Origin of the sequence: Pseudorhodobacter wandonensis (assembly GCF_001202035.1) — a bacterium.
Lineage (GTDB): Bacteria > Pseudomonadota > Alphaproteobacteria > Rhodobacterales > Rhodobacteraceae > Pseudorhodobacter > Pseudorhodobacter wandonensis.
The window spans coordinates 81,501-105,637 of sequence record NZ_LGHT01000025.1 but is presented as its reverse complement, the minus strand read 5'-3'; the positions used below and the strand labels follow the sequence as shown (position 1 = coordinate 105,637).

The 24,137-nt window shown below is 58.4% G+C and carries 26 protein-coding genes; 12 read left to right on the top strand and 14 right to left on the bottom strand.

The window, feature by feature from the left end:
* Nucleotides 1-10 precede the first annotated feature (10 nt).
* From AKU79_RS04540 to AKU79_RS04525, 4 genes are read left to right on the top strand one after another with little or no spacing between them, the layout of a single operon-like run.
* Entirely contained in the window at nucleotides 11-1,654 is a 1,644-nt protein-coding gene (locus tag AKU79_RS04540) for a L,D-transpeptidase family protein (protein ID WP_082223924.1), read from the top strand.
* Between the two features lie 46 nt (nucleotides 1,655-1,700).
* Nucleotides 1,701-2,786 carry a UDP-3-O-(3-hydroxymyristoyl)glucosamine N-acyltransferase gene (locus AKU79_RS04535; RefSeq protein ID WP_050522736.1) on the top strand — a complete coding sequence of 362 codons (1,086 nt, stop codon included), beginning with the start codon at nucleotides 1,701-1,703 and terminating at the stop codon, nucleotides 2,784-2,786.
* 2 nt (nucleotides 2,787-2,788) lie between these two features.
* Nucleotides 2,789-3,049, top strand: a complete 261-nt coding sequence (locus AKU79_RS04530) for an acyl carrier protein (RefSeq protein WP_156209478.1) — start codon at nucleotides 2,789-2,791, stop codon at nucleotides 3,047-3,049.
* A complete protein-coding gene (locus AKU79_RS04525) occupies nucleotides 3,046-4,254 on the top strand; it encodes a beta-ketoacyl-[acyl-carrier-protein] synthase family protein (protein ID WP_050522384.1) in 1,209 nt (402 codons plus the stop codon). Before AKU79_RS04530 ends, AKU79_RS04525 begins: the two co-directional genes overlap by 4 nt.
* A gap of 159 nt (nucleotides 4,255-4,413) precedes the next feature.
* Here AKU79_RS04525 and AKU79_RS04520 read toward each other — a convergent pair whose 3' ends face one another.
* A complete protein-coding gene (locus tag AKU79_RS04520) occupies nucleotides 4,414-5,076 on the bottom strand; it encodes an invasion associated locus B family protein (RefSeq protein ID WP_050522383.1) in 663 nt (220 codons plus the stop codon).
* A gap of 446 nt (nucleotides 5,077-5,522) precedes the next feature.
* Here AKU79_RS04520 and AKU79_RS04515 point away from each other — a divergent pair, with 446 nt between their 5' ends.
* Nucleotides 5,523-7,076 (top strand): helicase HerA-like domain-containing protein, encoded by a 1,554-nt coding sequence (locus AKU79_RS04515; protein WP_050522382.1) that lies wholly within the window; start codon nucleotides 5,523-5,525, stop codon nucleotides 7,074-7,076.
* A gap of 29 nt (nucleotides 7,077-7,105) precedes the next feature.
* On the opposite strand, the gene AKU79_RS04510 is transcribed toward AKU79_RS04515, so the two are convergent.
* Nucleotides 7,106-7,384, bottom strand: a complete 279-nt coding sequence (locus AKU79_RS04510) for an antibiotic biosynthesis monooxygenase (RefSeq protein ID WP_050522381.1) — start codon at nucleotides 7,382-7,384, stop codon at nucleotides 7,106-7,108.
* Nucleotides 7,375-8,931, bottom strand: coding sequence for a glutamine-hydrolyzing GMP synthase (guaA, locus tag AKU79_RS04505; RefSeq protein WP_050522380.1), 1,557 nt, complete (start codon nucleotides 8,929-8,931; stop codon nucleotides 7,375-7,377). Before guaA ends, AKU79_RS04510 begins: the two co-directional genes overlap by 10 nt.
* A gap of 285 nt (nucleotides 8,932-9,216) precedes the next feature.
* Here guaA and AKU79_RS04500 point away from each other — a divergent pair, with 285 nt between their 5' ends.
* The gene (locus AKU79_RS04500) at nucleotides 9,217-10,758 is read left to right on the top strand and encodes a trimethylamine methyltransferase family protein (protein ID WP_050522735.1); all 1,542 of its coding nucleotides are present in this window, start codon (nucleotides 9,217-9,219) and stop codon (nucleotides 10,756-10,758) included.
* Nucleotides 10,759-10,856: 98 nt separating this feature from the next.
* Here the strand turns inward: AKU79_RS04500 and AKU79_RS04495 are convergent, their stop codons facing one another.
* Entirely contained in the window at nucleotides 10,857-11,147 is a 291-nt protein-coding gene (locus AKU79_RS04495) for a DUF6477 family protein (protein ID WP_050522379.1), read from the bottom strand.
* 212 nt (nucleotides 11,148-11,359) lie between these two features.
* On the opposite strand from AKU79_RS04495, the gene AKU79_RS04490 reads away from it, so the two are divergent.
* Both AKU79_RS04490 and lipA read left to right on the top strand, forming a co-directional pair.
* Nucleotides 11,360-12,469 (top strand): DUF6456 domain-containing protein, encoded by a 1,110-nt coding sequence (locus tag AKU79_RS04490; protein ID WP_050522734.1) that lies wholly within the window; start codon nucleotides 11,360-11,362, stop codon nucleotides 12,467-12,469.
* 163 nt (nucleotides 12,470-12,632) lie between these two features.
* Nucleotides 12,633-13,583: a lipoyl synthase gene (lipA, locus tag AKU79_RS04485; RefSeq protein ID WP_050522378.1), complete on the top strand. Its 951-nt coding sequence runs from the start codon at nucleotides 12,633-12,635 to the stop codon at nucleotides 13,581-13,583.
* Nucleotides 13,584-13,703: 120 nt separating this feature from the next.
* Here the strand turns inward: lipA and AKU79_RS04480 are convergent, their stop codons facing one another.
* The 5 genes from AKU79_RS04480 to hpt form a co-directional block, all read right to left on the bottom strand.
* Complete coding sequence (locus tag AKU79_RS04480; RefSeq protein ID WP_050522377.1) at nucleotides 13,704-14,597, bottom strand: c-type cytochrome; 894 nt, start codon at nucleotides 14,595-14,597, stop codon at nucleotides 13,704-13,706.
* A 21-nt stretch (nucleotides 14,598-14,618) separates the two neighbouring features.
* Entirely contained in the window at nucleotides 14,619-15,086 is a 468-nt protein-coding gene (locus AKU79_RS04475) for a c-type cytochrome (RefSeq protein ID WP_050522376.1), read from the bottom strand.
* Nucleotides 15,087-15,195: 109 nt separating this feature from the next.
* Nucleotides 15,196-15,378 (bottom strand): hypothetical protein, encoded by a 183-nt coding sequence (locus AKU79_RS04470; RefSeq protein ID WP_050522375.1) that lies wholly within the window; start codon nucleotides 15,376-15,378, stop codon nucleotides 15,196-15,198.
* Nucleotides 15,375-15,866, bottom strand: coding sequence for a mismatch-specific DNA-glycosylase (locus tag AKU79_RS04465; protein ID WP_050522374.1), 492 nt, complete (start codon nucleotides 15,864-15,866; stop codon nucleotides 15,375-15,377). The genes AKU79_RS04470 and AKU79_RS04465 overlap by 4 nt, the downstream gene beginning before the upstream one ends.
* Nucleotides 15,866-16,411, bottom strand: a complete 546-nt coding sequence (gene hpt, locus AKU79_RS04460) for a hypoxanthine phosphoribosyltransferase (protein ID WP_050522373.1) — start codon at nucleotides 16,409-16,411, stop codon at nucleotides 15,866-15,868. Before hpt ends, AKU79_RS04465 begins: the two co-directional genes overlap by 1 nt.
* A 77-nt stretch (nucleotides 16,412-16,488) precedes the next feature.
* Between hpt and AKU79_RS04455 the strand changes: the two genes are divergently transcribed.
* Complete coding sequence (locus tag AKU79_RS04455) at nucleotides 16,489-16,938, top strand: type II toxin-antitoxin system RatA family toxin (protein ID WP_050522372.1); 450 nt, start codon at nucleotides 16,489-16,491, stop codon at nucleotides 16,936-16,938.
* A 27-nt stretch (nucleotides 16,939-16,965) separates the two neighbouring features.
* Here the strand turns inward: AKU79_RS04455 and AKU79_RS04450 are convergent, their stop codons facing one another.
* From AKU79_RS04450 to ispD, 5 genes are all read right to left on the bottom strand, one after another.
* Nucleotides 16,966-18,144, bottom strand: coding sequence for an ammonium transporter (locus AKU79_RS04450; protein ID WP_050522371.1), 1,179 nt, complete (start codon nucleotides 18,142-18,144; stop codon nucleotides 16,966-16,968).
* Nucleotides 18,145-18,312: 168 nt separating this feature from the next.
* Nucleotides 18,313-18,780: a CinA family protein gene (locus AKU79_RS04445; protein ID WP_050522370.1), complete on the bottom strand. Its 468-nt coding sequence runs from the start codon at nucleotides 18,778-18,780 to the stop codon at nucleotides 18,313-18,315.
* A complete protein-coding gene (locus AKU79_RS04440; RefSeq protein ID WP_050522369.1) occupies nucleotides 18,777-19,274 on the bottom strand; it encodes a phosphatidylglycerophosphatase A family protein in 498 nt (165 codons plus the stop codon). Before AKU79_RS04440 ends, AKU79_RS04445 begins: the two co-directional genes overlap by 4 nt.
* Nucleotides 19,271-19,750 carry a 2-C-methyl-D-erythritol 2,4-cyclodiphosphate synthase gene (gene ispF, locus AKU79_RS19915; RefSeq protein WP_050522368.1) on the bottom strand — a complete coding sequence of 160 codons (480 nt, stop codon included), beginning with the start codon at nucleotides 19,748-19,750 and terminating at the stop codon, nucleotides 19,271-19,273. The genes AKU79_RS04440 and ispF overlap by 4 nt, the downstream gene beginning before the upstream one ends.
* Nucleotides 19,751-20,419 (bottom strand): 2-C-methyl-D-erythritol 4-phosphate cytidylyltransferase, encoded by a 669-nt coding sequence (gene ispD / locus AKU79_RS19910; RefSeq protein ID WP_050522367.1) that lies wholly within the window; start codon nucleotides 20,417-20,419, stop codon nucleotides 19,751-19,753.
* Nucleotides 20,420-20,590: 171 nt separating this feature from the next.
* Here ispD and dusB point away from each other — a divergent pair, with 171 nt between their 5' ends.
* The 3 genes from dusB to AKU79_RS04415 are packed head-to-tail and all read left to right on the top strand — an operon-like array spanning nucleotide 20,591 to nucleotide 24,051.
* Nucleotides 20,591-21,589, top strand: coding sequence for a tRNA dihydrouridine synthase DusB (gene dusB / locus AKU79_RS04425; RefSeq protein WP_050522366.1), 999 nt, complete (start codon nucleotides 20,591-20,593; stop codon nucleotides 21,587-21,589).
* On the top strand, nucleotides 21,586-22,680 hold the full coding sequence (locus AKU79_RS04420; protein ID WP_050522365.1) for a two-component system sensor histidine kinase NtrB: 1,095 nt from the start codon (nucleotides 21,586-21,588) through the stop codon (nucleotides 22,678-22,680). Before dusB ends, AKU79_RS04420 begins: the two co-directional genes overlap by 4 nt.
* A 3-nt stretch (nucleotides 22,681-22,683) precedes the next feature.
* A complete protein-coding gene (locus AKU79_RS04415; protein ID WP_050522364.1) occupies nucleotides 22,684-24,051 on the top strand; it encodes a sigma-54-dependent Fis family transcriptional regulator in 1,368 nt (455 codons plus the stop codon).
* Nucleotides 24,052-24,137 lie beyond the last annotated feature (86 nt).

Below are 24,137 nucleotides of genomic sequence, written 5' to 3'. Positions count from 1 at the left end.
AGGAATAATTATGACCATTTTCAATACGCTCCAGCCGGAATTGCGCCGTGGAGCCAAAGCCATTTTGCTTGCAACGGTGTTGTGCGGTGGCGCGGTTGCGTCTGCGGGCGCTGAAACCAAAATTTCGTTTTCTGTGGCCAAAGAATATGGCGCCTTTAGTCAATCCGTCGCCGCTGCGGCGTCAGATGACAAGGATATTGCTGCGTTTTACCGCGATTCTGGTTATGCCCCCATCTGGACCGGCGAGGGGCAAGAGGCCCGACGGTCGGCCTTGCTGAACGCCTTGGCCGGGGCTGGCGCGCATGGATTGCCGGTCAAACGCTATGATCCTGCGCAGTTAATCGCGGCGGCACGCAATGCCCATACCGAAGGGGATCGCGGGCGGCTGGATGTGATGATGACGCGTGCCTTGCTGGATTATGCGCATGACGTGCAGACCGGTGCGCTGACACCGGGCAAGGTTATTCCGCTGATCAAGCGGGACGTGCAGCTGCGGGACCGGCGCAAAAACCTTGAGGCCTTTCTGGCGGCGGAACCTGTCGCCTTTCTGAAATCCTTGCCGCCGCGCACGCAGGCCTATGCGCAGTTGATGCGGGCAAAGTTTGAGTTAGAGCAACGTGTGGCGGCCGGTGGTTGGGGCGAAAAGGTTTCTGCAACATCGCTAAAGCCCGGCGCGACTGGTCCTGCGGTTTTGCAACTGCGCGACCGTCTGGTCGCCTTGCGCTATTTGCCGCGCAGTGCAACCGCAAGCTATGACGGCTCTATCCAAAAAGCCGTGCAGGCGTTTCAGACCGATATGGGGCTGGAAGCCAATGGCGTGGCAAATGAGACGACGATTGAGCAGCTGAACATCGGCCCGCAAGAGCGGCTTGAAGCGGTTGTTGTTGCGATGGAGCGTGAGCGCTGGATGAATATTGCGCGGGGCCCGCGCCATATCTGGGTAAACCTGACAGATTTTACCGCCAAGATTGTGGATCATGGCCGCGTGACGTTTACCACGCGCTCGGTTATCGGGGCCAATACATCCGACCGGCAAACGCCCGAGTTTTCGGACGAGATGGAGTATATGGTGATCAACCCGTCGTGGAATGTTCCACGCTCGATCACCACCAAGGAATACCTGCCGATGATGCAGCGGAACCCGAATGCGGCGGGACATTTGAAGATTGTTGACAGCCGTGGTCGGGTTGTACCGCGCAGTGCGATCAATTTCGCGGCCTATTCTGCAAGAAGCTTCCCATATTCCATGCGCCAGCCGCCGTCGGATGGCAATGCGTTGGGATTGGTAAAGTTCATTTTCCCGAATCAATACAATATTTACCTGCATGATACGCCGTCGAAATCGCTGTTCGCGCGGGAGGTGCGGGCGTTCAGCCATGGCTGTATCCGGTTAAGTGACCCGATGGATTTCGCCTATGCCTTGTTGGCGGCGCAAACCGATGATCCGGTTGGTCTGTTCAAATCGCATCTGGCGACAGGTCAGGAAAGCACTGTCATGCTGGATGTGCCGCTGCCTGTGCATCTGGTATATTTCACTGCATATCCTTCAAACACAGGGCGGATCGAGTATCGCCGTGATGTTTACGGGCGTGACGCGGCGATTTTTCGCGCCCTGACCGATGCCGGGGTAGCACTGGGGCAACATCAGGGCTAAATCCTTCGTAACGGCCCTGCGCGGCCAAGGAATGAAGGAGCCGGACATGGGCCACACAATTGCAGAGATCGCTTTGGCGCTTGGGGCCGAAGCTGCGGGTGACACGTCGGTGGTTATCGAGCGTGCGTCCGAACCTGCGGCGGCGGGGCCGGATGATTTGGCACTGGCAATGGACCCGCGCTATGCCGATGGCATTGGCAAAGGGGCGGCACTTGCGGCCTTGTTGTGGCAAGGGGCGGATTGGCAGGCGCTTGGGCTAAGGGCTGCTGTCTTTGCGCCGCGTGGGCGGCTGGCGATGGCGGGTTTGTCGCGGATGTTGGATGCGGGGCCGGTGATTGCACCCGGTGTGCATGCGATGTCGGTGATCGATCCTTCGGCGGTGATTGGTGAGGGCGCCGCGATTGCACCGTTTGTGACGATTGGCGCCGGGGTTCGGATTGGCCCGAATGCACGGATTGCCAGCCATGTATCGATTGCCGAAGGTGCGCAGATCGGGGCGGATGCGTTGATTTGCCAAGGCGCGCGGATCGGGGCACGGGTGGTGATTGGTGACCGGTTCATTTGCCAGCCCGGTGCGGTGATCGGCGCAGACGGGTTTTCCTTTGTGACGCCCGAAAAATCGGGGGTTGAGGAAATTCGCCAGACCCTGGGCCAGCGCGACGAAATTGCGGCGCAAAGCTGGACGCGCATACATTCATTAGGCGCTGTAACCATCGGAAATGATGTGGAAATTGGTGCAAACGTCTGCATCGATCGCGGCACCATTCGCAACACGTCTATCGGCAATGGCACCAAGCTCGATAACCTTGTGCATATCGGGCACAATGTGCAGGTGGGCGATGATTGCTTGCTGTGCGGGCAGGTTGGCGTTGCGGGATCAAGCCGGATTGGCAACCGTGTTGTGCTGGCGGGGCAATGCGGTGTGAATGACAATATCTTTGTAGGTGATGATGTCATCGCGGGTGGGGCGACAAAAATTTTCACCAATGCGCCTGCGGGGCGGGTTTTGCTGGGCTATCCGGCGGTGAAGATGGAAACCCATCTGGAAATGCAAAAGGCGCTGCGCCGTTTGCCGCGCTTGGTGAAGAAACTGTCACAAACGTCTGATAAAGCAGATGAAACGGAGGGGTGAGTATGACAGTCGAAGACACGGTAAGAAAAATTATCGCCGAGCAGGCGGGGCTTGATCTGGCAGATGTGACGCTGGACAACAGCCTTGAAAGCCTTGGGGTGGATAGCCTTGGTTTGGTTGAGACGATCTTTGCGATTGAAGAAGCTTTTGATATTTCGGTGCCTTTCAATGCCAACGCGCCACAGGCCAGCGGGTTTGACCATAGCTCGGTACGTGCGATTGCGGCAGCGGTGCAAGGGTTGATTGACCAGCAGGCCGCATGAAACGGGTTGTCATCACGGGGGCCGGAACGGTAAACGCGCTGGCCCAAGATGTGGCCGGGACGCTAAAGGCCTTTGCGGAAGGGCGCTGCGGGATCTCGGCGCTGGATATTCCCGATATCGACCGGCTGTCGATCAAGATCGGGGGGCAAGTGCATGGCTGGGACCCCGAGGCGCATTTCAACCGGCAACAAATTGTTTTATTTGATAAATTTACGCAGTTTACCTTGGTTGCGGCGCGGCAGGCTATTGCGCAATCGGGGCTGAACTTTGATGGCCGTTTGGGCAATGAGGCGGGCGTTGTACTGGGCACGGCGGGCGGCGGCGTGAACACCTGGGATGAGAATTATCGCGCCGTTTATGAGGAACGCAAAAACCGCGTGCATCCGTTTGTTGTGCCAAAGCTGATGAACAATGCGGCGGCCAGCCATGTCTCGATGGAGTTTAACTTGCGCGGCCCCAGTTTTTCGGTGGCAACGGCCTGTGCCAGTTCGAACCACGCGATGGGGCAGGCGTTCCACATGATCCGGTCGGGGATGACGCGCGCGATGGTGACCGGCGGGTCGGAATCGATGCTGTGTTTTGGTGGGATCAAGGCCTGGGAAGGCCTGCGCGTGATGTCAAAAGAGGCGTGTCGGCCGTTTAGCCTGACGCGCAACGGCATGGTGCAAGGCGAAGGTGCTGCGGTGTTCGTGTTTGAGGAATATGAGCATGCACGCAAGCGCAAGGCAGAGATTTTGGCCGAGGTGGTGGGCTTTGCCATGACCTCGGATGCGGCCGATATTGTGATGCCGTCGCGGCAAGGGGCGGCGCGGGCGATTGCGGGCGCCTTGCGCGATGCGCGGCTGGACCCAGCGGATGTGGGCTATATTAACGCGCATGGCACAGGCACGGCGGCGAATGACAAAACCGAATGCGCGGCGGTGGCCGATGTGTTTGGGCCGCAAGCGGATCATGTGATGATTTCATCGACCAAGTCGATGCACGGGCATTTGATCGGCGGCACGGGGGCTGTAGAGCTGCTGGCCTGTATCATGGCGCTGCGGGACGGGATTATTGCGCCGACGATTGGCTATGAAGAGCCGGACCCGGAATGCGCGCTGGATGTGGTGCCGAATGAGGCGCGCGAGGCGCGGGTCGAGGCCGCAATTTCCAACGCTTTTGCCTTTGGCGGTTTGAACGCGGTTCTGGCGCTGCGGCGTGTATAAGCCGCGGGCGGGGGCGTTGCCCCCCTGCGCCTTGTGGCGCATTCACCCCAGGATATTTGTGCCGAAAAGAAAGCAGATTGATTGGGGCGGGATGCGAGAACAGAAAAAAACGCCGCGCGGGTTGGGCGCGGCGTTTTGATTTTGCGTGCCGTGAGGCCCTTAGTTTCCGTTGGTTTTGTTCACCGCGTCATAGCCTGCGGTAAACCCGGACAAGGAGATTTTCAGATCAACTTTTTGGTCGGGGGCGACAACGGGAACGATGGTTAGCGTCGCTTCATTGCCCTTTTTGAAACCGTCAACCTCGGCCTGGGTAAAGCCGACGCGGGAAATGCAGCCGATGTTTGTGCACCAGGAGAAGGGGTAGCGGCGTGCCTTGCTGTTATCGACAGACATCGACAGGCCTTGGGTGAGCATCGTTTCCAATGGTGCGATGATTGTCGCGCCTGCGGCCGCCTGATTATCTGCTGGCAGGCCGAAAATCGAGATCTCGGCGACGGCATTACCTTGGGCATCCTTGAGCAACTGATAGAGCTGGCAAGGATCGGCGCCGTCTTCGGTTTTGACGCAGCGTTGTTCCCATTCGCCAAAGGTGGCGGCGGTGTAGGTTGAGCCTACGCCATCAGCTGATGCGACATCCTTGCCCATCGAAAGCCCATCGGCCGCCGATGTTTCGGGGGCCGCAGCTGGTGCTGTCGTTTCGGCTGTGGTTGTTGCGGCGTCGGGTGCTGCGGCCTCGGGTGCTGCGGTTTGTGCAAAGGCTGCGGTGCCAACCAGCAAGCAGAGGGTTGTTGCAAGAAACTGTACAGATTTGGTTGCGTACATTCGGGTCGGTCCTTCCGTGTTATGACGGTGGTTTACCATGGCTGCGCGCGCCTGTCAGGCCCGAAATGGTGTGGCACGGGTAGGCATCCGGCGGATTGCCGCGCAAGACTTATGGTCTTTATATAAAAAAATTAGGGCCGGCGAACCGGCCCTGTTTTTAATTTTTTGCTCCCTGTCGGACTGGCCGACGTCATGGAAAGGGACGCTAAGGCCAAATCACAAGGGCGTCAACAAGAAATTTTGAAGGGTATCGCGCAGGTGCGGATTGAAAAAAACCGCGCCTTTTCAATGGTGCGGCCAGTTTGACAGGGAGGAAGTGTCACCAAACACCGGTTTTCGGGCGATTGGTAATAACGACTCTGGCACAGAAGCATTAACAATGTATTTTGCCTAAGACAGATGACGGCTGCAGGGTTTGCAGCCATAAGTTGAAAAGGGTGGTTGCTATGGCCGATGGCAGTATTTTCGTTGGGGGCGGGGGCGCGGCATATGCAGACCCGCAAAACCTGTTGTTGGGCTTTGGCAACCGCCATGGCTTGATCGCGGGGGCGACGGGCACCGGCAAAACCGTAACTTTGCAGATTTTGGCCGAAGGGTTTTCGGCGGCGGGCGTGCCGGTTTTCATGTCGGATGTTAAGGGCGACCTGTCGGGGATCGCGCTGCCCGGAACTGAGGGCCACAAGCTGCATGCGGCGTTTATGAAACGTGCGGCTACGATCGGGCTGGATTTGCAGTATAGTGCGTTTCCGGTGACGTTTTGGGATTTATACGGCAAGCAAGGCCACCCTGTGCGCACCACCGTAGCCGAGATGGGGCCGCTGCTGTTGTCGCGGCTGTTAGAGCTGACCGAGCCGCAAGAAGGTGTGATGAACGTAGCGTTCCGGATTGCCGATGACGAAGGTTTGCCGATGTATGATCTGAAAGATCTGCGGGCGATGCTGACCTTTATTGCCGAGAATGCGACCGACATCAGCGCGAAATACGGGCTTGTCTCGACCAGTTCGATCGGGGCCATTCAGCGGCGTTTGCTGGTGTTGGAAAACCAGGGCGGTGACAACTTGTTTGGCGAGCCGGCCTTGGAACTGGCCGATATGATGACGGTTGATAAGGACGGGCGCGGGCGGATCAATATTCTGGCCGCAGATCAGCTGATGGGCGCGCCGCGGCTATATGCAACATTCTTGCTGTGGTTGTTGTCGGAATTGTTTGAGGAACTGCCCGAGGTGGGCAACCCCGACAAACCCAAGCTGGTGTTTTTCTTTGACGAGGCGCATTTGCTGTTTGATGGCGCGCCGAAAGCGCTGGTCGATAAGGTTGAACAGGTGGTGCGCCTGATCCGGTCAAAAGGCGTAGGGATTTATTTTATCACGCAAAAGCCGGCCGACGTGCCGGATGATGTATTGGCGCAGCTGGGTAACCGTGTGCAGCATGCACTGCGGGTGTTTACACCGCGCGACCAAAAGGATTTGAAACTGGCGGCGCAGACCTATCGCGAGAACCCGCGTTTTTCGACCGAGGATGCGATTAAAGAAGTGGGCACAGGCGAGGCAGTGACCTCATTTTTAGAAGATAAGGGGATACCGGGTGTGGTCGAACGCACGCTGGTGCGCCCGCCCAGCAGCCAGTTGGGGCCGATTGATCTGGGCACACGGGCGATGCTGATGGCGGGGTCGCCCTTGGCGGGGAAGTATGAAGCGGTGATCGACCGCGACTCGGCCTTTGAGCGGCTGAAAGCGCGGGCTGATGCGGCAGCCAAAGAGGCGGCGGCGGCTGAGGCGGCTGAGGCCAAAGCCGCGCAAGATGCCAAGGAAGAAGAGCGCGAATTCAATTCGGCGCGGCGCTATGACGGCGGGCGGGCGGCGGCACCGAAAACCAGCCGGAGATCTTCGTCCGACAGCGTGGGCACGGCCTTTGCCAAATCATTCGCGCGGCAGCTGGGGACCAAAAGCGGCCAAGCGATTGTGCGCGGGATTTTGGGGTCTTTGTTCAAAAGCCGCTAGATTGGCGGCGCGCCCTGATCGGGCGCGGTTTAGCTGTCAATGCGTTTGAAATTACGGACCAGATGGGCGGTTTTTGTCGCCCAGATTGTCGCTTTGGTGCGGGTTTGATGCGCGGCAAAGGCATCGGCGTCCACGAACGCCTCATCCAGATGCCAGACAAACGGGTTTTCACCTTGGGTCACGTTGAACTTCAAACAGCCCGCTTCGGCGCGGCTAAGGCGGATATGGTCGGGCAAAAAGGCCTGAACCATATCCACATCCGCCTGCGAAGTGCAGGTCAGCGTACCGGTAAGGGTGGTTATTCCCATTCAATCGTGCCAGGCGGCTTTGATGTAATGTCGTAAGTAACGCGGTTAATCCCTTGAACTTCATTGATAATCCGCGTCGCGGTTTCACCAAGGAATTCATGGGTGAAGGGATAGTAATCGGCGGTCATACCGTCCACCGATGTCACGGCGCGCAGGGCGCAGGCGAAATCATAGGTGCGGCCGTCGCCCATCACGCCCACGGTGCGGACGGGCAGAATGGCGACAAAGGCTTGCCAAATCTCATCATAAAGACCGTGTTTGCGGATTTGATCGATATAGACGGCATCGGCTTTTTTCAGGATTGCCAGCTTTTCGCGGGTAATTTCACCTGGGCAGCGGATTGCCAAACCGGGGCCGGGGAACGGGTGGCGGCCGATGAATGACGCGGGCAGGCCAAGCTCGCGGCCCAAAGCACGGACCTCATCCTTGAACAATTCGCGCAGGGGTTCGACAAGTTTCAGGCCCATCTTTTCGGGCAGGCCGCCGACATTGTGGTGCGATTTGATCGTGACCGAAGGGCCGCCCGAGAAGGAAACGGATTCGATCACATCAGGGTAAAGCGTGCCTTGGGCCAGAAACTCGGCGCCCTCAATTTCATTGGCGTATTTCTGGAACACGTCGATGAACAGACCGCCGATGATTTTGCGCTTGGTTTCGGGGTCGGAGACGCCGTCGAGTTTGCCAAGGAACAGTTCGGATTCGTCAGCCGCGATCAGCTTGATATTATAGTTGTCGCGGAACATTTTGACGACTTCTTCGGCCTCATTCTGCCGCAACAGGCCGTGATCGACGAAAACGCAAGTGAGCTGGTCGCCGATTGCCTCATGGATCAGAATCGCCGCGACCGAGCTGTCAACGCCGCCCGACAGGCCGCAGATTACGTGGGCATCGCCGACTTGTTCGCGAATGGCCGCGATGGCCTGTTCGCGGTAGGCGCCCATCGTCCAATCGCCCGTGAAACCGGCGAGACGGATAAAGTTTTCGTATAGCTTGGCGCCGTTCGGGGTGTGGTGCACCTCGGGGTGGAATTGTACGGCGTAGAAATTACGCGACACATCGGCCGTGATGGCAAAAGGTGCGTTGGGCGAAGTGCCGAACACCGAAAAGCCGGGCGCGAGTTTGGAGACATGATCGCCGTGCGACATCCACACCTGCTCGCGGTCGTTTTCGAACCAGCCTTGCAGGATAGAGAGTTTATCTGCTGCAGGCGTCACAAATGCGCGGCCAAATTCGGCAGTGCCGTGGCCGCGTTCGACCTTGCCGCCGAGGCAATGCATCATCACCTGTTGGCCGTAGCAGATGCCCAGAACCGGGACACCAAGGGTGAAGACCGAGGCCGGCGGCATCGGTGCGCCATCGGCAAAGACCGAAGATGGGCCACCCGAAAGGATTACTGCTTTGGGCGCGAATTCGGACAGAAAGGCGTCATCCACTTTGTTGAACGGGTGGATTTCGCAATAGACGTTCAATTCCCGCAGGCGGCGCGCGATGAGCTGCGTGACCTGAGAGCCGAAGTCGATGATGAGGAGGCGTTCATGATGTGTCATAGGCGGGGAATAAGCAAGGATTGGCGGAATCGCAAGTGGGCAAACGCGGGTAATGTGACCAAGACGGGGGGCTGTTTGCCCCCCACAGGTCTGATTTCATCAGACCTTCCCCCCAAAGGTATTTTCGCCAAGATGAAATGGCACGGCGTGGCGGATGGGAATGTCGGTTTTGGGCGGCAAGTGACGGAAACGAGAAGTGGGCGCGCGGCATTTGGCGGCATAAGGGCGCGAATGGGCCGTGGTTTTATTGGCCATGGCATCAAAGGCAAGCATGGAGGTTTCGCGATGAATGAAGTTGCAGGACGGCGGGCGCGCGGCGGTGGTGGATCGGCGCGGCGGGCAGAGCGGACGGCTGTAAGCTTTGACGTTGCGAAATATATTCAGCGCAACATTCCGAATTTCGAGATTCTGAATGAGGAAGCGTTGCAGATCATCGAGCACAATGCGGAAACCGTGTTGGAAGAGATCGGTGTGAATTTCGTCGACAATCCGGCGGCGCTTGACCGTTGGCGCGCCGCTGGGGCCGATGTGAAAGGCGAGCGGGTGCATATTCCGCGCGGCTTGGCACGCAAGCTATGTGCGACAGCGCCGTCGAGCTTTACCCAGCATGCCCGCAATTCGGACCGCAATGTTGAGATTGGCGGGCGGAATTTGGTGTTGGCGCCGGTTTACGGCCCTCCCTTTGTGCGCGACCGTGAAGGCGGGCGGCGCTATGCCACGATGGTGGATTTCGAGAAATTCGTGAAGCTGGGATATATGTCGAAATGGCTGCACCATTCGGGCGGCACAGTATGTGAGCCGACCGATATTCCGGTGAACAAGCGGCATTTGGATATGTTGCGCGCGCATATGGTGCTGTCGGACAAGCCGTTCATGGGCTCGGTCACCGAGCCAGAGCGCGCCGCCGATACGGTTGAAATGTCAAAGCTGCTGTTTGGGGCAGATTTTGTTGACCAGAACGTGGTGACAACCAGCCTGATCAACATCAACAGCCCGCTGACCTTTGATTCGACGATGATGGGCGCGCTGGAAGTTTATGCCAAAGCGGGCCAAGCCGCGATTATTTCGCCCTTTATCGTGGGTGGTGCTATGGCACCTGTGACGGTTGCGGGTACGCTGACGCAAGTTCTGGCCGAGGTTTTGGCCGGTGTGGCCTATAGCCAGTTGGTGCGCCCCGGCGCACCGGTGATTTTCGGGGCGTTTGTGACCTCGATCGATATGAACTCGGGTGCGCCTACGTTCGGCACGCCTGAGGCGTCGCATATTACCTATGGCGCAGGCCAGTTGGCGCGGCGCTTGAACCTGCCGTACCGGTCTGGCGGGTCGTTCTGCGGGTCGAAACTGCCGGATGCGCAGGCGGCCTATGAGACAGCGAACAGCCTGAACATGGCGCTGCTGTCGGGTGTGAACTTTATGTTGCACGCTTGTGGTTGGTTGGAAGGCGGGCTTGTTTCCAGCTTTGAGAAATTCGTGATGGATGCCGATCAGCTGGGCACGTTGCACCATTTGGCCAAAGGTGTGTCGATGGATGACAATGGCCAAGCGATGGACGCGCTGCGCGAAGTGGGGCCGGGCGGGCATTTCTTGGGCTGCGACCACACGCAAAAGAACTTTAAAACGGCGTTCTGGCGGTCAGAGCTGTTTGACTACAAGCCGTTTGAGACGTGGTATGAGGAAGGCGCGCGTGACACCGAGACGCTGGCGGCCAACCGTGTGGCAAAAATGCTGGGCGATTATCAGGCGCCGACCCTGGATGAGGGTATTCGCGAGTCGATTGACGATTATGTGGCACGCAAGAAAGCCTCGATGCCGGATGCGTTTATTTAAGGCTGGCGCATTTACCTAGGCTGCAGCAAGACTGAATGAAGGCCCTTCCGTTATGGAGGGGCCTTTTTCGTTTGCGGCAGCGTTTTGGGGTTGCCCTGTCAGGCGCCGGTTTGTGGGCGCAGTAAACGGGCCTCGGCCATCATTGCAATGAGCAACTCGACATGGCGGGCTATGGAATAGCCGGCATCACCAGCGCGGCGGGTTTCTTCGGCGCGTTCCTCGGCGTCGAACAGACGGGCCAGTGCTGTTTCGGGGCTGGGCGGTGAGGGGGCGTCGATCAGGCGGCGCAAGTCACGTTCGCGGCGATAGTCTTGGATGCCATGGCGCGCGGCGCGAATAAGCAGGCGGGGGCGGCGAAGGTTGGCGAGAATGGTGCTGATGTCCGACATGATGTCCTCCAGGTGTATGCCCGGCGATGTTGCATCAGTGCAACCCTGCGTTGCGCGCTAATTGTTTCCAGCGCACGGTCCATTCGTAAATGTTTATAATTTGAAAACAATTGTGGAAAACAACACGGATAATAAAGGACAGGTAAACAATGCAACCGAGAGTTGAAGCAGGCCAAGGCTGGGCCAAAGGCTCGGACCGGGCAGTGCGAAAGATGGACAGGGGTTCCAACCTTGGTACGGATATTGCCTTGCCAGACTGGCTTCCGGATGCGGTGCGCCTTTATCTTGACCATACCGAGCAAGGGGTTTCCTTGCGGCAGCTGGCGCGGCGTGAAGGCTGCCATGCGTCAACGGTGATGCGTCAGGTGCGCCGATACGAGTGCCGCCGCGATGATCCTTTGGTCGATGAGGCGCTTTCGGCTCTGGGTCGTGTACAGGAAAAAACCACTAAGAACCACAGCCGGAAGGACCTGGAAAATATGACAGCCCCTATCAGAAAGGAAAGTTTGACGATTGATGAGGCGACGATGATGCGCGAAGGCAGGCGCATTTTGCGGCGCTTGGCCGAGGCCGACACCGTTTTGGCCATTGCTGCCGATCTGGAAAAAGCCGCCGTGCTGCGCAGTTTTCCCGATGGGCGCACGCTGCGCTTGGCGGTGACAGACCGTGCCGTGGCACAGGCCTTTGCCTTGCAGGACTGGATTACATGCCCAAAGCCGGGCCGGGTTTCGACCTATCTGATTACCCAAGCTGGGCGGGCGGCGCTGAAACGGATGATAGCGCAAGAAGATCGGCCGGGTATGGCCGAGGCGGCGCAGGCCTTTGGCGACCAGCATCGCAATTGGGATAGCCGCATGGTTGAGGAAGAGGGAGAGGAACGCCGCGTGCGCTATAATGCGGCCGAAAGCCCTGTCCAAATGTTGGCGCGGCGGCGTGGGCCGGATGGAAAACCCTTTTTGCCGCTCGAACTGGTCGCCGCAGCCGAGCAGTTGCGGATGGATTTTGAGCTGGCGCAGATGGGGCCGCGCGTGACCCAGAATTGGGAACGGTTTTTGACTGGCGGTGATCGTGGCAGCTTTGGTCCCGACAGCAAGAGTGGTGGCAGTGCGCGGGACCGTGTTTCGGGGGCATTGCGCGATCTGGGGCCGGGTTTGGGCGATATGGTGCTGCGCTGCTGCTGCTTTCTGGAAGGGCTGGAAGTGGCTGAAAAGCGGATGGGTTGGTCGGCACGATCGGGTAAAATCGTGCTGCGGATCGCCTTGCAACGGCTGCGGCTGCATTATGACAGGACTTATGGCAAGCACGGGCCAATGATCGGGTGAATGAAGGGGGGCCATCGGGGCCCCTTTTTGCTATTGGCAAGCTATGCACATGCTGCATGCCGCTGTGCGGATGCCAATGCTGCGCTATGCGGTCGCAGTGGTTGTATCGCCGCAAAAAAGCGCGTAATTTCGCGGCAATGCATTTTGTCAGGGGGAAAAGACTGTGCGTGACCTTAAATTGCCGGACCAACGCCACCCTGAAAAAGCGCATCGCGTTGACAATGCGCAGCCGAAAAAGCCGGCGTGGATCAGGGTTAAGGCACCGTCTTCGGAAGGTTACAAAAAGACCCGCGATATTTTGAAAGAGCAAAAGCTGGTCACAGTGTGCGAAGAGGCCGGTTGCCCCAATGTTGGCGAGTGCTGGGGGCAGGGCCATGCAACCATGATGATCATGGGTGAGATTTGCACGCGCGGCTGTACCTTTTGCAATGTGGCCACCGGCAAGCCGCAAACCCTGGATGCGTTTGAACCCGGGCGCGTGGCCCATGCGGTGCAACAGCTTGGCCTGAACCATGTGGTGATTACATCGGTTGACCGCGATGATCTGGAAGATGGCGGCGCCGAGCACTTTGCCCAGACCATCCGCGCCGTGCGTCACCGCAGCCCCGACACGACGATCGAGATTTTGACACCGGATTTTCTGAAATGCGATCCTTCGGTTTTGGAAAAAGTGGTTGAGGCGCGGCCGGATGTGTTTAACCACAATCTGGAAACCGTGCCCGGGCTTTACCCCGAAGTGCGACCCGGCGCGCGGTATTTCCATTCATTGCGCCTGTTGCAGCGGGTGAAAGAGCTGGACCCGACGATGTTTACCAAATCGGGTATCATGGTGGGTTTGGGCGAAGAGGCGATGGGCGTACGGCAGGTGATGGATGACATGCGCGCGGCGGATGTCGATTTTCTGACTATCGGGCAGTATTTGCAGCCAACGCCAAAGCATCACCGCGTTGACCGTTTTGTGACGCCGGAAGAGTTCAAGGCCTATGAGACCGCCGCCTATGGCAAGGGGTTCTTGCTGGTGTCGTCGACGCCACTGACGCGGTCAAGCTATCATGCGGGCGATGATTTTGCCCGCATGCGGGCGGCGCGGTTGGCAAAGCTGGGTGCGCAGTGAATTAGGGCAGAGGGGGGCTGTCTGCCCCCCCAAACGCTTTGCCATGCAAAGCGACCCCCCGAGGATATTTCCAGATAGATGATGCGATGTTTGCTGCAGCTTTGCCCGTTTGTGGCAAAGTCAGTTTGCAATTGGCGGCACGCGTTTGAGATAGGCGGCGATGGCCAAGCGCTCCTCATCTGACAGGTGCGAGAGGTTTGTCACCACCTCGACCATCGAGCCGCCGGCGCTGTCAAATTCGGGGGTAAAGCCGGTTTTCAGGTAATCGGCAATGTCGGATTCGGACCAGTCGAGCTTGGCCGGGGTAATGTTGGGAATGCGGCCTTTTCCATCGGGGTTGGGTGCACCGGATAGCCAGGCGGATTTATCAAGCCCACCCAGAGGGTTGCGCGGGGTATGACATTCACTGCAATGGCCTAAGCCTTCGACCATGTGGCGGCCTTGGGTTTCCTGCTCGTTCAACGTGCCAGTCACGACCGGCGCATCCGACATAAACAGCAGTTTCCAGCCACCCAACAGCCAGCGTTGATTGAAGGGAAAGCCGACATCATGCGGCATGTTCGGCGTGTTCGAGGCGGGAAGCGTCGCCATATAGGCGCGCAGGTCTACGGCCTCTTGCAGGCTGGCACGGGTGTAGGAGGCGTAGGGGAAGGCCGGGTAGAAATGCTGGTTATCGGGTGAGGTGCCATGCAGCAACGCATCAGCAAACTGTGCATTTGTCCATGTGCCGATGCCGTGGTCCGGATCACTGGAGATATTTGGCGCGCGGAAGGTGCCGAACTGTGTGACAAAGGCTTTGCCGCCCGACAGCACTTTGAGCGCATCACCTTCGGCCTTTTCGGCCGCGTGGCAGGCGGCGCAACCGCCCAGCCAGAACAGATTTTCCCCGCGTGTTGCATCGCCCGTCAGAGCTGCAACTGCTGTAGGATCAACATGTGCGGGGCGGGTAATCACCAAGAAGCCGCCCAGCCCGACAAGGGCCAGTGCCGAGCCCGTTAATAACAACCGTTTCATACGCCGGCCCCTTATGATTGTTTACTCTTCTGGTTGACGATAGGCCTTATGGCAGCTGCCGCAAGCCCCGCCCAAGTTTGCCATAACCCCTTTGATTGAGGAAGCATCTTTGCCGGCAGCGGCGACCATAAAGGACGCGGCGTCGTTCAGACCGGTGATTTTGGCTGCAAAATCATCAGGATTGGTCCAGATGGCAGGCAGGGCAAAGCTGTCGGGGGCGGCGTCTACTTCGGAGCCCGCCGGGAATTGATCCATGCTGATGACCGAAGCAATGGCTGCAAGATTGGCTGCTGATTTGGTAGCCGTGGCTGCGTCATAAGGGGTTTGGCCTTTGGCAATCGCACCAAGTTTGCCGAGATCGGCCGCCATTTGCAGCATCAAACCGTGGCGAATTTCGACCGTATCGGCAAAGGGCGACCGGGTTTCTTGAGCAAAAGTCGCAAAAGCCGGAAGAGCCGCGACAAGGGCGAGTAACGCGATTTTTTTCATGGGGCATATCCTGCTGAAATTGGGTGGGTATGGCCTTGGCTAGTCGATTAATTGCGCCGCGTGTTATACAAACCTGTATAAAACCAATGTATCACGCGAACGTGTCTGTTTAGCGTAGCGGGGTGCGGTGGCTTGCGGCATCAAGCGTCAAGCTTTTGGGCCAGCCCCAGAAATGTTCTATGCCGACCAGGATGAGGCAAGCCAAGACGACCGCCAGCACCAGCTTTACCCGTGCAGAGGAGGGCGGGTTGCGGGCCCAGCGGGCGGCGCGCGAAAGCCAAATCAGGTTCATGTTTGCCCTCTGAAATCATCGGCCAGATCATACCATGGGTGGCTGGAAAACGCACCGCGCGCGGCACCTGAAGGTGAGGGCAGAACCCAGATTTTCACATTAGGCAAATCGGGGTGCGCTGTGCGACCGGCCTTGATGCGCTGGCCGAGGGCGATTTTTGCGGCCGTCAGGCTGGTAAAGGCCAAGCGCGCAGGCCGCAATTCTGTGATCAACGCCATCAGGCGTGCGGGCGCATAGGCGTGGTGCGGGATGTCGCGGTCCATACCCGAAACATCCTTGGCCAGATCGGTCAGGCCGATGCCAAGGGCTGGCAAAAGCCGGTCCTCGGACGGGAAAAAGCGGCGCGGGGTCAGACCAGTTTCATGCAGCAGCGGCCAAAACCGGTTGCCGGGGCCTGCGTAATAATGGCCCTGTGCGGCCGACTTATGGCTGGCTGCGGTGCCACAAAACACCAGCTGCAAACCTGGCGCCAATAGGTCAGGCAGCATCAATTGCTATCGGTAAAGCGCACCTTGCCGATATAGGGCAGGTTGCGGTTGCGTTGGGCAAAATCGATGCCATAGCCCACGACAAATTCGTCGGGAATGACAAAGCCTGTCCAAGTGGCTTTGATGTCCACCTCGCGGCGGGTCGGTTTATCAAGCAAGGCGCAAACCTCGATCCGCGCGGGGTTGCGCGATTCCAGCAGGTGCAACACATGGTGCAGGGTAAAGCCGGTATCGACGATATCTTCGACCACCAGCACATCACGTCCCGCAATTTCGCCGCGCAAGTCCTTGAGAATGCGTACCTCTTTGCTGCTGACGGTGCCATCGCCATAGCTAGACGCCTCAAGGAAATCGACCTCGACCGGCAGGTCCAATTCGCGCACCAGATCGGCGATGAACACGAATGATCCGCGCAGCAAACCGACGACAACCAGCTTGTCGGTGCCGGTAAAATGGGTGCGGATTGCTTCGGCAAGTTCTTCGATTCGGGCCGCGATGGACTTGGCCGAAATCATCTGATCTATGACATATGGTCTGGTTGGCATGACGGCCCCTTGATTTCTGACGCTTGTTTATCCAAAACCGGAACGCAAGTCACGCCTAAGACGGATAAATTCGCGAAATGCCACGTCACTCGGAAATCAAACGCCTGCCATACACCGCCGACCAGATGTTCGGGCTGGTGGCGGATGTTGAAAGCTACCCGAAATTTCTGCCGTGGAATTCGGCCGCGCGGATCCGGTCGCGCAAAGCTGTTGACGGGGGCGAGGTGCTGGAAGCCGATCTGGTGATCAGTTTCAAAGTGTTTCGCGAACGTTTTGGCAGCCGGGTGACGCTGTGGCCGCAAGTGCATAAGATTGACACCGAGTATCTGGACGGGCCGTTCAAATACCTGCGCTCTACTTGGGCATTCCGCGATGTAGCGGGCGGCTGCGAGGTAGAGTTTATGGTGGATTTCGAGTTCAAGAACGCGATTTTGCAAGGCATCATTGGCGTTGTGTTCAATGAGGCGATGCTGCGTGTGGTGCGCGCGTTCGAGCAGCGCGCCGAAGCGCTCTACGCGCCGAAATAAGGGGGCGTTTGCCGCCCCCTTGGTCGTTTAGCTGGTCATATCATAGGCGCGTTCGCCATGCGAGGCGAGGTCAAGGCCGGTATGTTCGGTCTCGGTATCCACGCGCATGGGGGTCACCATACCCACCAGTTTGGCGATGATATAGGTGGTGCCCAAAGTCCAGACACCGACAATCGCCAGCGCCCCAAGCTGCGCGGTCCAAGAGCCTGCACCGAACGCCGCGATCATAATGGTGCCAAAGATGCCGCCAACGCCATGAACCGCGAACACATCCAAGGTGTCATCAATGCTCAGGCGGTTTTTGATCAGCAAAACAGCCTCTTGGCACATCACACCGGCGATAAGGCCAATGACCAGCGCCTCGATTGGGCCAACAAAACCGGATGCGGGGGTAATTGAGGCAAGCCCAACGATGGTGCCGGTGACAAGGCCAACCAGCGAGGATTTGCCAAACTTGATCCGTTCCCACAGCGCCCAAGACATTGAGGCGGCGGCGGCCGAAATATGGGTCACGGTGATCGCCATCGCGGCCGTGCCATCGGCGGCAAGCGCCGAGCCACCGTTAAAGCCGAACCAGCCCACCCAAAGCATCCCCGCACCGATCAGCACCATGCCGGGGCTGTGCGGAGGTGTGGATTTGTGGCGGCGCGGGCCAATCATAATGGCCAGCAACAAAGCGGCCAGACCTGCGGTTTCATGCACCACGATGCCGCCCGCAAAATCTTTGGTGCCAATCGCGCCGAAAATTCCGCCATCGGCCATCATGCCGCCGCCCCAGATCCAATGCGCCACAGGGGCATAGCAGATCAGCATCCAGAGCGCCGAAAAGGCCAGTACAAAGGCAAAATTCACGCGCTCGACATAGGCGCCGACGATCAGCGCGGGGGTAATGATGGCGAATGTCATCTGAAAAGCGAAAAATGCGATTTCAGGCAGGGTGTCGGTCAGGCTGTCAACGGTAACACCGTTCAGGAACAATTTGCCCAGCCCGCCCCAGAACGGGCCTTCGCCGCCAAAGGCGATGGAATAACCGGCGGCGAGCCAGAGCAGGCTCATCAAGGCCGCGATAGCTGCGCAATGCATGAACACGCTAAGCACGTTGCGGGCACGGACAAGCCCGCCATAAAACAGGGCGAGCCCTGGTAAGGTCATGAAAAGGACAAGGGCCGTGGCGGTCATTATCCAAGCGGTATCTGCGGCGTTCATGGGCGCTCCTGCTGGCTTTTTCAGTTCGGCGTAAAAAAGCGGCGTTTGCCTGCAAATAAAAGCATCACCCGGTGTGAAGTGTGCCCAATGAGGTGGCAATATTTGGAGTGCCCAATAATACAGCGATATTATTGCGATTGGCTGCAATTATGGGCGTTGCGCAAAGTTTCAGGAAAGTGCCAGTGCCAGCAAAGCGAGGGCCTGGTTCGTGGCGCTTTGCCGCACCAAGGCGCGGCCCAAGGCCCCGAATTCTATCGTTTCGGTGCGCGTGGGCTGGCCGCGTTGGGCAAGGCCAAAGCAAACGCGGCCTTCGGGCTTATGCTCGGACCCGCCCGGTCCGGCGATTCCGGTGATTGATACGGCAAGTGCAACATCGGCATTGCGCAAGGCGCCGGCGGCCATTTCAACTGCGACTGCCTCGGATACCGCGCCATCGGTGGCAAGTGTTTGCGGCGAAACGCCAAGCATGTCGATTTTGGCGGCATTGGAATAGGTAATAAAGCCACGGTCAAAGACATCGGACGAGCCTGCAATATCGGTCAGGGCCGCGGCGACCATGCCGCCGGTGCAGCTTTCGGCGGTGGCGATGGTAATGCCGCGCGCACGGGCTGCGGCAAGGATTTCAGCGGGTGTCACATCAGCACCAAATGGGCGATTGCCGCAAAGACCATGGTGCCGATACCGGCAAAAAGCCCGGCCCACAGGTCATCTATCATCACGCCATCGGCATCGCCGCGCGCATCGGCACGGCCCACAAGCCACGGTTTCCAAACGTCAAACAGCCGGAACAGCAGAAATGCTGTGACCCAGCCAGGATAGGGAAAGGTATCAGCCGCAAGGCCTGCATACCAGAACGCGAAGGATGGGAACGACAGGGCAATCCACATTCCTGCCACCTCATCAATCACAATCTCGGACGGGTCTTCGCCCGGTTTTCCGGCCAGTTCTGTGCGGCAGGCCCAGAAACCGATCAGCGTGACCAACACCGTGGCCACAGCCAAAAGCGGAAAATGCCCGATGCGGTGCAGCAGCAACCCGACGACAAGCGCTGCCGCCGAACCCCAAGTGCCGGGGGCAGGTCGCAGCAGACCCGCGCCGAAAAAGATCGAAACGATACGGCTTAGGGTCATGGTTTCACCAATGTTGCTGTGGCCAATGCGGCGATGCCTTCTTCGCGGCCGGTAAAGCCCAGCTGTTCGCTGGTCGTGGCTTTGACCGACACACGGTCCAATGCGACCTGCATAATGTCGGCCAACGCCTTGCGCATGGCAAGGGCATGGGGGCCGATTTTGGGGCGCTCGCAGATCAGGGTCACGTCGGCATTGCCCAGCGCAAAGCCGCGCGCACGGGCCATTTGCATCGCATGGGTTAGGAAAATATGGCTTTCGGCCCCTTTCCATTGCGGATCGGACGGAGGGAAATGCTGGCCAATATCACCCAAAGCCAAAGCGCCATAGATCGCATCTGTCAGCGCATGCATACCGACATCTGCATCAGAATGCCCTAAAAGGCCGGCAGTATGCGCCACCTGCACACCGCAGAGCCAGACGTGATCGCCTTTGCAAAAGGCATGCACGTCGAATCCGTTGCCAAGCCTGATATCCATCTACAAATCCTTTATCCGTTGCGCCAAAATTCGTTCAGCGCGTAAAAAATCATCGGGCAGGGTGATTTTGACGTTATCTTCATCGCCCGCAACTATGGCCACTTCAAGCCCCATGGCGCGCGCCACCGCCACATCATCGGCAGCGTCATCCGAATGGGCGCGGTGCGCGGCAAGGATGTCGGCAAAATGAAAGGCTTGCGGGGTCTGGGCGCGAAACAGGTTTGTGCGGTCTTGTACGCCTGTCACCTGGCCGTTTTTACCCCGCCACAGCGCATCGGTAACTGCCAAAGCGGGGGCTGCGGCCTTGGAATGGATCAACGCATCTGTCAGTCGATCAATCAGGGCGCGGGATGGAAAAGGGCGCGCGCCATCATGAATGAAAACATCCGATACGCTTGTAGATTCAATGGCTTCCAGTGCGTTTTTAACAGATTTAGCGCGGGTTTCGGCACCGAATACGAGTTGCACGTCCGGGCCAAGTGCCGTGGCATGTTGTTTGTCGTCAGGATGTATCGTGACGATGATTTTGGAAAACAGGTGCATCGCACGAAAGGCGTCTACCGTGTGCTGCAACACAGGCTTTCCACCAAGCATCTGCCATTGCTTGGGCAATCCACCGCCTGCACGGATGCCGCGGCCTGCGGCGGTGATGATAACGGCGCTGGTCATGCGGTGGTTTCCTGACTGTCTCTGGCCGTTTTATGGGATCAGTAAGATCAGGGCAATCGCCCCAGGTAAAAAATGCCTGATGGTTAAAGTTTAGGCGCTTTTTGTTTTTAGGTCAAAAAATTAGCGCAAGGGTTTGTCATTCCGTGCCAGTGGTACTAGGTCAAAGAGGTAATGTCTGAACCCAAGGCCTATTTCGTGAAACTCGGCGCAATTTCCATAAACCCTCCTGTCTTGCTGGCCCCTTTGGCCGGAATCACCGATCTGCCGTTCCGGCGCTTGGTGTCGGGTTTTGGGGCAGGGCTTGTGGTATCGGAAATGGTGGCCAGCCAAGAGGTGGTGCAGGCGCGTCCTTTGGCACGTGCGCGGGCGGAACTGGGGTTTGACCAGCAGGCGACCTCGGTTCAGCTTGCCGGGCGTGAGGCCTATTGGATGGCCGAGGCTGCCCGCTATGTAGAAGGGCAAGGCGCGCAAATCATTGATATCAATATGGGATGCCCCGCCAAAAAGGTCACGACCGGCTATTCAGGCTCGGCGTTGATGAAAATTCCCGACCATGCCTTGTCGTTGATTGAGGCAGTGGTGGCTGCGGTCAAGGTGCCTGTCACGCTAAAGACACGGCTGGGTTGGGATGATGACATGCTGAACGCCCCCGATATTGCACGGCGGGCCGAGGCGGCGGGCATTGCGATGATCACCATTCATGGCCGCACGCGCTGCCAGTTCTACAAAGGTGCTGCCGATTGGGCTGCCATTCGGCGGGTCAAAGAGGCCGTGTCGATTCCCGTTATTGCCAATGGCGATATTGTGGGCCCGGACGAGGCGCGCGCAGCCCTTGCGGCCTCGGGTGCCGATGGGGTGATGGTGGGCCGTGGCGCGCAGGGGCGGCCTTGGATATTGGCGACGATTGCCGCGCAGCTTTATGGCACGCCGATGCCAGTTGTGCCGCAAGGGGCGGCGTTGGGCGACCTTGTGATTGCGCATTATCAAGAGATGCTGGCGTTTTACGGCCCCGATCTGGGCGTCAAAACCGCGCGCAAGCATCTGGGCTGGTATTTGGAAACGGCGGGCCAGACCGAGGCGCGCGGCCATGTGATGACCCAAACCGACCCCAAGCGTGTGGTGGCCGAACTAGCCGCCATTTTTGCAGATGCAAAAGGAGTGGCCGCATGACCAAACCTGCAGACTTGCCTATGCCGGGTGCCTTTTGGGCCTCGCTTCCGGTGCCTGCGTTGCTGATTGATGCCGATGGCACCGTGATGGAGATTAACCCCGCTGCCGAGTTGTTTTTGAACCTGTCGGCACGCAGCCTGCAGGGGCAGGCCTTGCTGGAACGCCTACATATCGACGCGCCGATGGAAGAAGCGATGGCGCGGGTGCGGTTGAACCAGTCGGCAGTTGTGATCAATGATGTCGAGATTACCACGGGCGAGCGCGCGCCTGTACATTGCCGCATCCAGATTGCCCCGATGCAAGACCACCGCGACGTGCTGATGGTGCTTATCAGCCCGCGTGACATTGCCGACCGTCTGGGCCGGTCATCCGCGGTCAAGACGGCTGCGAAATCTGCGATCGGCATGGCGGAAATGTTGGCGCATGAAATCAAGAACCCGTTGGCGGGTATTTCAGGGGCTGCACAGCTGCTGGCGATGAACCTGTCAGTCGAAGATCGAGAGCTTTCTGACCTGATCGTTGAGGAAACGCGGCGGATTGTGAAGCTGCTGGAACAGGTGGAACAGTTCGGCAACCTTCGTCCACCAGAGCGGCAATCGGTCAACCTGCATGATGCGTTGGACCGCGCTCGGCGCTCGGCGATGGTAGGGTTTGCCCGCAATATGGCGATTGTCGAGGATTACGATCCGTCCTTGCCCAACACCTTTGCCGACCCTGACCAGCTGATGCAGGTGTTTTTGAACCTGATCAAGAACGCGGCCGAGGCCTCGGGGCCAGATGGCGGCACCATCAAGCTACGCACCTTCTATGACCTTTCGCTGCGCATGCGGCATAAGGATGGGTCGGGCAACCCCTTGGCATTACAAATCGAAATCATCGACGACGGCCCCGGCCTGCCGCCCGGTATTGCCGACAATATCTTTGAACCCTTTGTTTCGGGGCGTGAAAACGGCACCGGGCTGGGGCTGGCATTGGTGTCCAAGATCATCTCGGACCATGATGGCTGGATTGCGGTTGATTCAGTTCCCGGCCGCACCGTGTTTCGTGTGTCCTTGCCTTTGGCACCCAAAGTAAAACCTACAGGAGTATAAGCGATGGATGGCACAGTTCTTGTCGCAGATGATGACCGCACGATCCGTACGGTTTTGACGCAGGCGCTGACCCGCGCCGGCTGCAAAGTACATGCGACCTCTAGCCTGACCACGCTGATGCGTTGGGTCGAAGAAGGCAAAGGCGATCTGGTGATTTCTGATGTGATGATGCCTGATGGCAACGGGCTTGAGGCATTGCCCGCGATATCCAAGCTGCGCCCCGGACTGCCGGTGATTGTGATCTCGGCGCAAAACACCATCATGACGGCGATTCAGGCGGCCGAGGCCGAGGCCTATGATTACCTGCCCAAGCCGTTCGATTTGCCGGATTTGATGAAACGCTCGGCCCGCGCGCTTGACCTAAAGCGCCGTGCGCCCGCGCGGCCCGCCACGGCCCCGCGGGAAATGGGCGATGATCTGCCGCTGGTGGGGCGTACCGCCGTGATGCAGGCGCTGTACCGCTTGGTCGCGCGGGTGATGAACACCGATTTGGCCGTTCTGATAACGGGGGAATCGGGGACAGGCAAATCCCTGATCGCGCGGGCGATTCATGATTTTTCCGACCGGCGCAGCCAGCCTTATATTGTTGTCCATGCATCCGATCTGGCAGGGGTAGAGGGGCCGTCATCGCTGCTTGCACGGGCCAAAGGCGGCAGCTTGGTGTTTGACGAGATTGCCGATTACGACGATGACACGCAGGCGCGGATTGTGCGGATGCTAGACATGTTTGGCGATAATGCGCCGCGCGTCATGGCCACGTCACAAAACGATCTGGCCCAGCGGATGGAGGCGGGCAATTTCCGTCAGGATCTGTTTTACCGCTTGGGCGGTGTCAGTATTCAGGTGCCAGCCTTGCGCGAACGGGTCGAAGATATCGAGCTGCTGACCGAGCATTTTCTGGCGCGGGGCGAGCGTGATTCCGGCCTCGTGCGCAAGCTGTCGCCGGACGCGCGGGAATTGGTGCGCAATTACAGCTGGCCGGGCAATGTGCGTCAGTTGGAAAACGCTGTGCGCCGCCTGTTGGTTACATCGGCAGAGCCGGAAATCGCACGGGCGGAAATTGAAGGGATGCTGAGCAACCAACCTGCGACCGAGCCGCTGCGCGGTGGTGGCGAGGGGGATAAATTATCGGCCTCGGTCGCCCGCCATTTGCGCCGCTATTTCGATTTGCACGGCGGGGCGCTGCCGCCTCCGGGCGTTTATGCACGCATTTTGCGCGAATTTGAGGCGCCTTTGCTGGAAATCGCTTTGGATGCAACTGCCGGAAATCAAGCTAAATGTGCGGACCTGTTGGGCATCAACCGCAATACTTTGCGCAAGAAGATAACCGACTTGGAAATTCGCGTGACACGGCGCCGTAAGTTGATGTAAAACTGCCACAGGCAGCGTGGCATTTGTAGCGAACAGCAATCAGCCGCGCTGAAATCGATGGCTGGTCAGGTGGCCGGTCTGATTTT

Bases quoted from the DNA above. Each gene is read 5' to 3' on its own strand.
- hpt (WP_050522373.1), bottom strand. From the start codon at position 16,411: ATGCCAACCAGACCATATGTCATAGATCAGATGATTTCGGCCAAGTCC.
- AKU79_RS04540 (WP_082223924.1), top strand. From the start codon at position 11: ATGACCATTTTCAATACGCTCCAGCCGGAATTGCGCCGTGGAGCCAAA.
- AKU79_RS04475 (WP_050522376.1), bottom strand. From the start codon at position 15,086: ATGAAAAAAATCGCGTTACTCGCCCTTGTCGCGGCTCTTCCGGCTTTT.
- AKU79_RS04510 (WP_050522381.1), bottom strand. From the start codon at position 7,384: ATGGGAATAACCACCCTTACCGGTACGCTGACCTGCACTTCGCAGGCG.
- AKU79_RS04415 (WP_050522364.1), top strand. From the start codon at position 22,684: ATGGATGGCACAGTTCTTGTCGCAGATGATGACCGCACGATCCGTACG.
- AKU79_RS04480 (WP_050522377.1), bottom strand. From the start codon at position 14,597: ATGAAACGGTTGTTATTAACGGGCTCGGCACTGGCCCTTGTCGGGCTG.
- AKU79_RS04455 (WP_050522372.1), top strand. From the start codon at position 16,489: ATGCCACGTCACTCGGAAATCAAACGCCTGCCATACACCGCCGACCAG.
- AKU79_RS04500 (WP_050522735.1), top strand. From the start codon at position 9,217: ATGAATGAAGTTGCAGGACGGCGGGCGCGCGGCGGTGGTGGATCGGCG.
- ispD (WP_050522367.1), bottom strand. From the start codon at position 20,419: ATGACCAGCGCCGTTATCATCACCGCCGCAGGCCGCGGCATCCGTGCA.
- AKU79_RS04530 (WP_156209478.1), top strand. From the start codon at position 2,789: ATGACAGTCGAAGACACGGTAAGAAAAATTATCGCCGAGCAGGCGGGG.
- AKU79_RS04525 (WP_050522384.1), top strand. From the start codon at position 3,046: ATGAAACGGGTTGTCATCACGGGGGCCGGAACGGTAAACGCGCTGGCC.
- ispF (WP_050522368.1), bottom strand. From the start codon at position 19,750: ATGGATATCAGGCTTGGCAACGGATTCGACGTGCATGCCTTTTGCAAA.
- AKU79_RS04440 (WP_050522369.1), bottom strand. From the start codon at position 19,274: ATGACCCTAAGCCGTATCGTTTCGATCTTTTTCGGCGCGGGTCTGCTG.
- AKU79_RS04490 (WP_050522734.1), top strand. From the start codon at position 11,360: ATGGACAGGGGTTCCAACCTTGGTACGGATATTGCCTTGCCAGACTGG.
- AKU79_RS04470 (WP_050522375.1), bottom strand. From the start codon at position 15,378: ATGAACCTGATTTGGCTTTCGCGCGCCGCCCGCTGGGCCCGCAACCCG.
- AKU79_RS04465 (WP_050522374.1), bottom strand. From the start codon at position 15,866: ATGCTGCCTGACCTATTGGCGCCAGGTTTGCAGCTGGTGTTTTGTGGC.
- AKU79_RS04420 (WP_050522365.1), top strand. From the start codon at position 21,586: ATGACCAAACCTGCAGACTTGCCTATGCCGGGTGCCTTTTGGGCCTCG.
- dusB (WP_050522366.1), top strand. From the start codon at position 20,591: ATGTCTGAACCCAAGGCCTATTTCGTGAAACTCGGCGCAATTTCCATA.
- AKU79_RS04495 (WP_050522379.1), bottom strand. From the start codon at position 11,147: ATGTCGGACATCAGCACCATTCTCGCCAACCTTCGCCGCCCCCGCCTG.
- AKU79_RS04450 (WP_050522371.1), bottom strand. From the start codon at position 18,144: ATGAACGCCGCAGATACCGCTTGGATAATGACCGCCACGGCCCTTGTC.
- guaA (WP_050522380.1), bottom strand. From the start codon at position 8,931: ATGACACATCATGAACGCCTCCTCATCATCGACTTCGGCTCTCAGGTC.
- AKU79_RS04515 (WP_050522382.1), top strand. From the start codon at position 5,523: ATGGCCGATGGCAGTATTTTCGTTGGGGGCGGGGGCGCGGCATATGCA.
- AKU79_RS04520 (WP_050522383.1), bottom strand. From the start codon at position 5,076: ATGTACGCAACCAAATCTGTACAGTTTCTTGCAACAACCCTCTGCTTG.
- AKU79_RS04535 (WP_050522736.1), top strand. From the start codon at position 1,701: ATGGGCCACACAATTGCAGAGATCGCTTTGGCGCTTGGGGCCGAAGCT.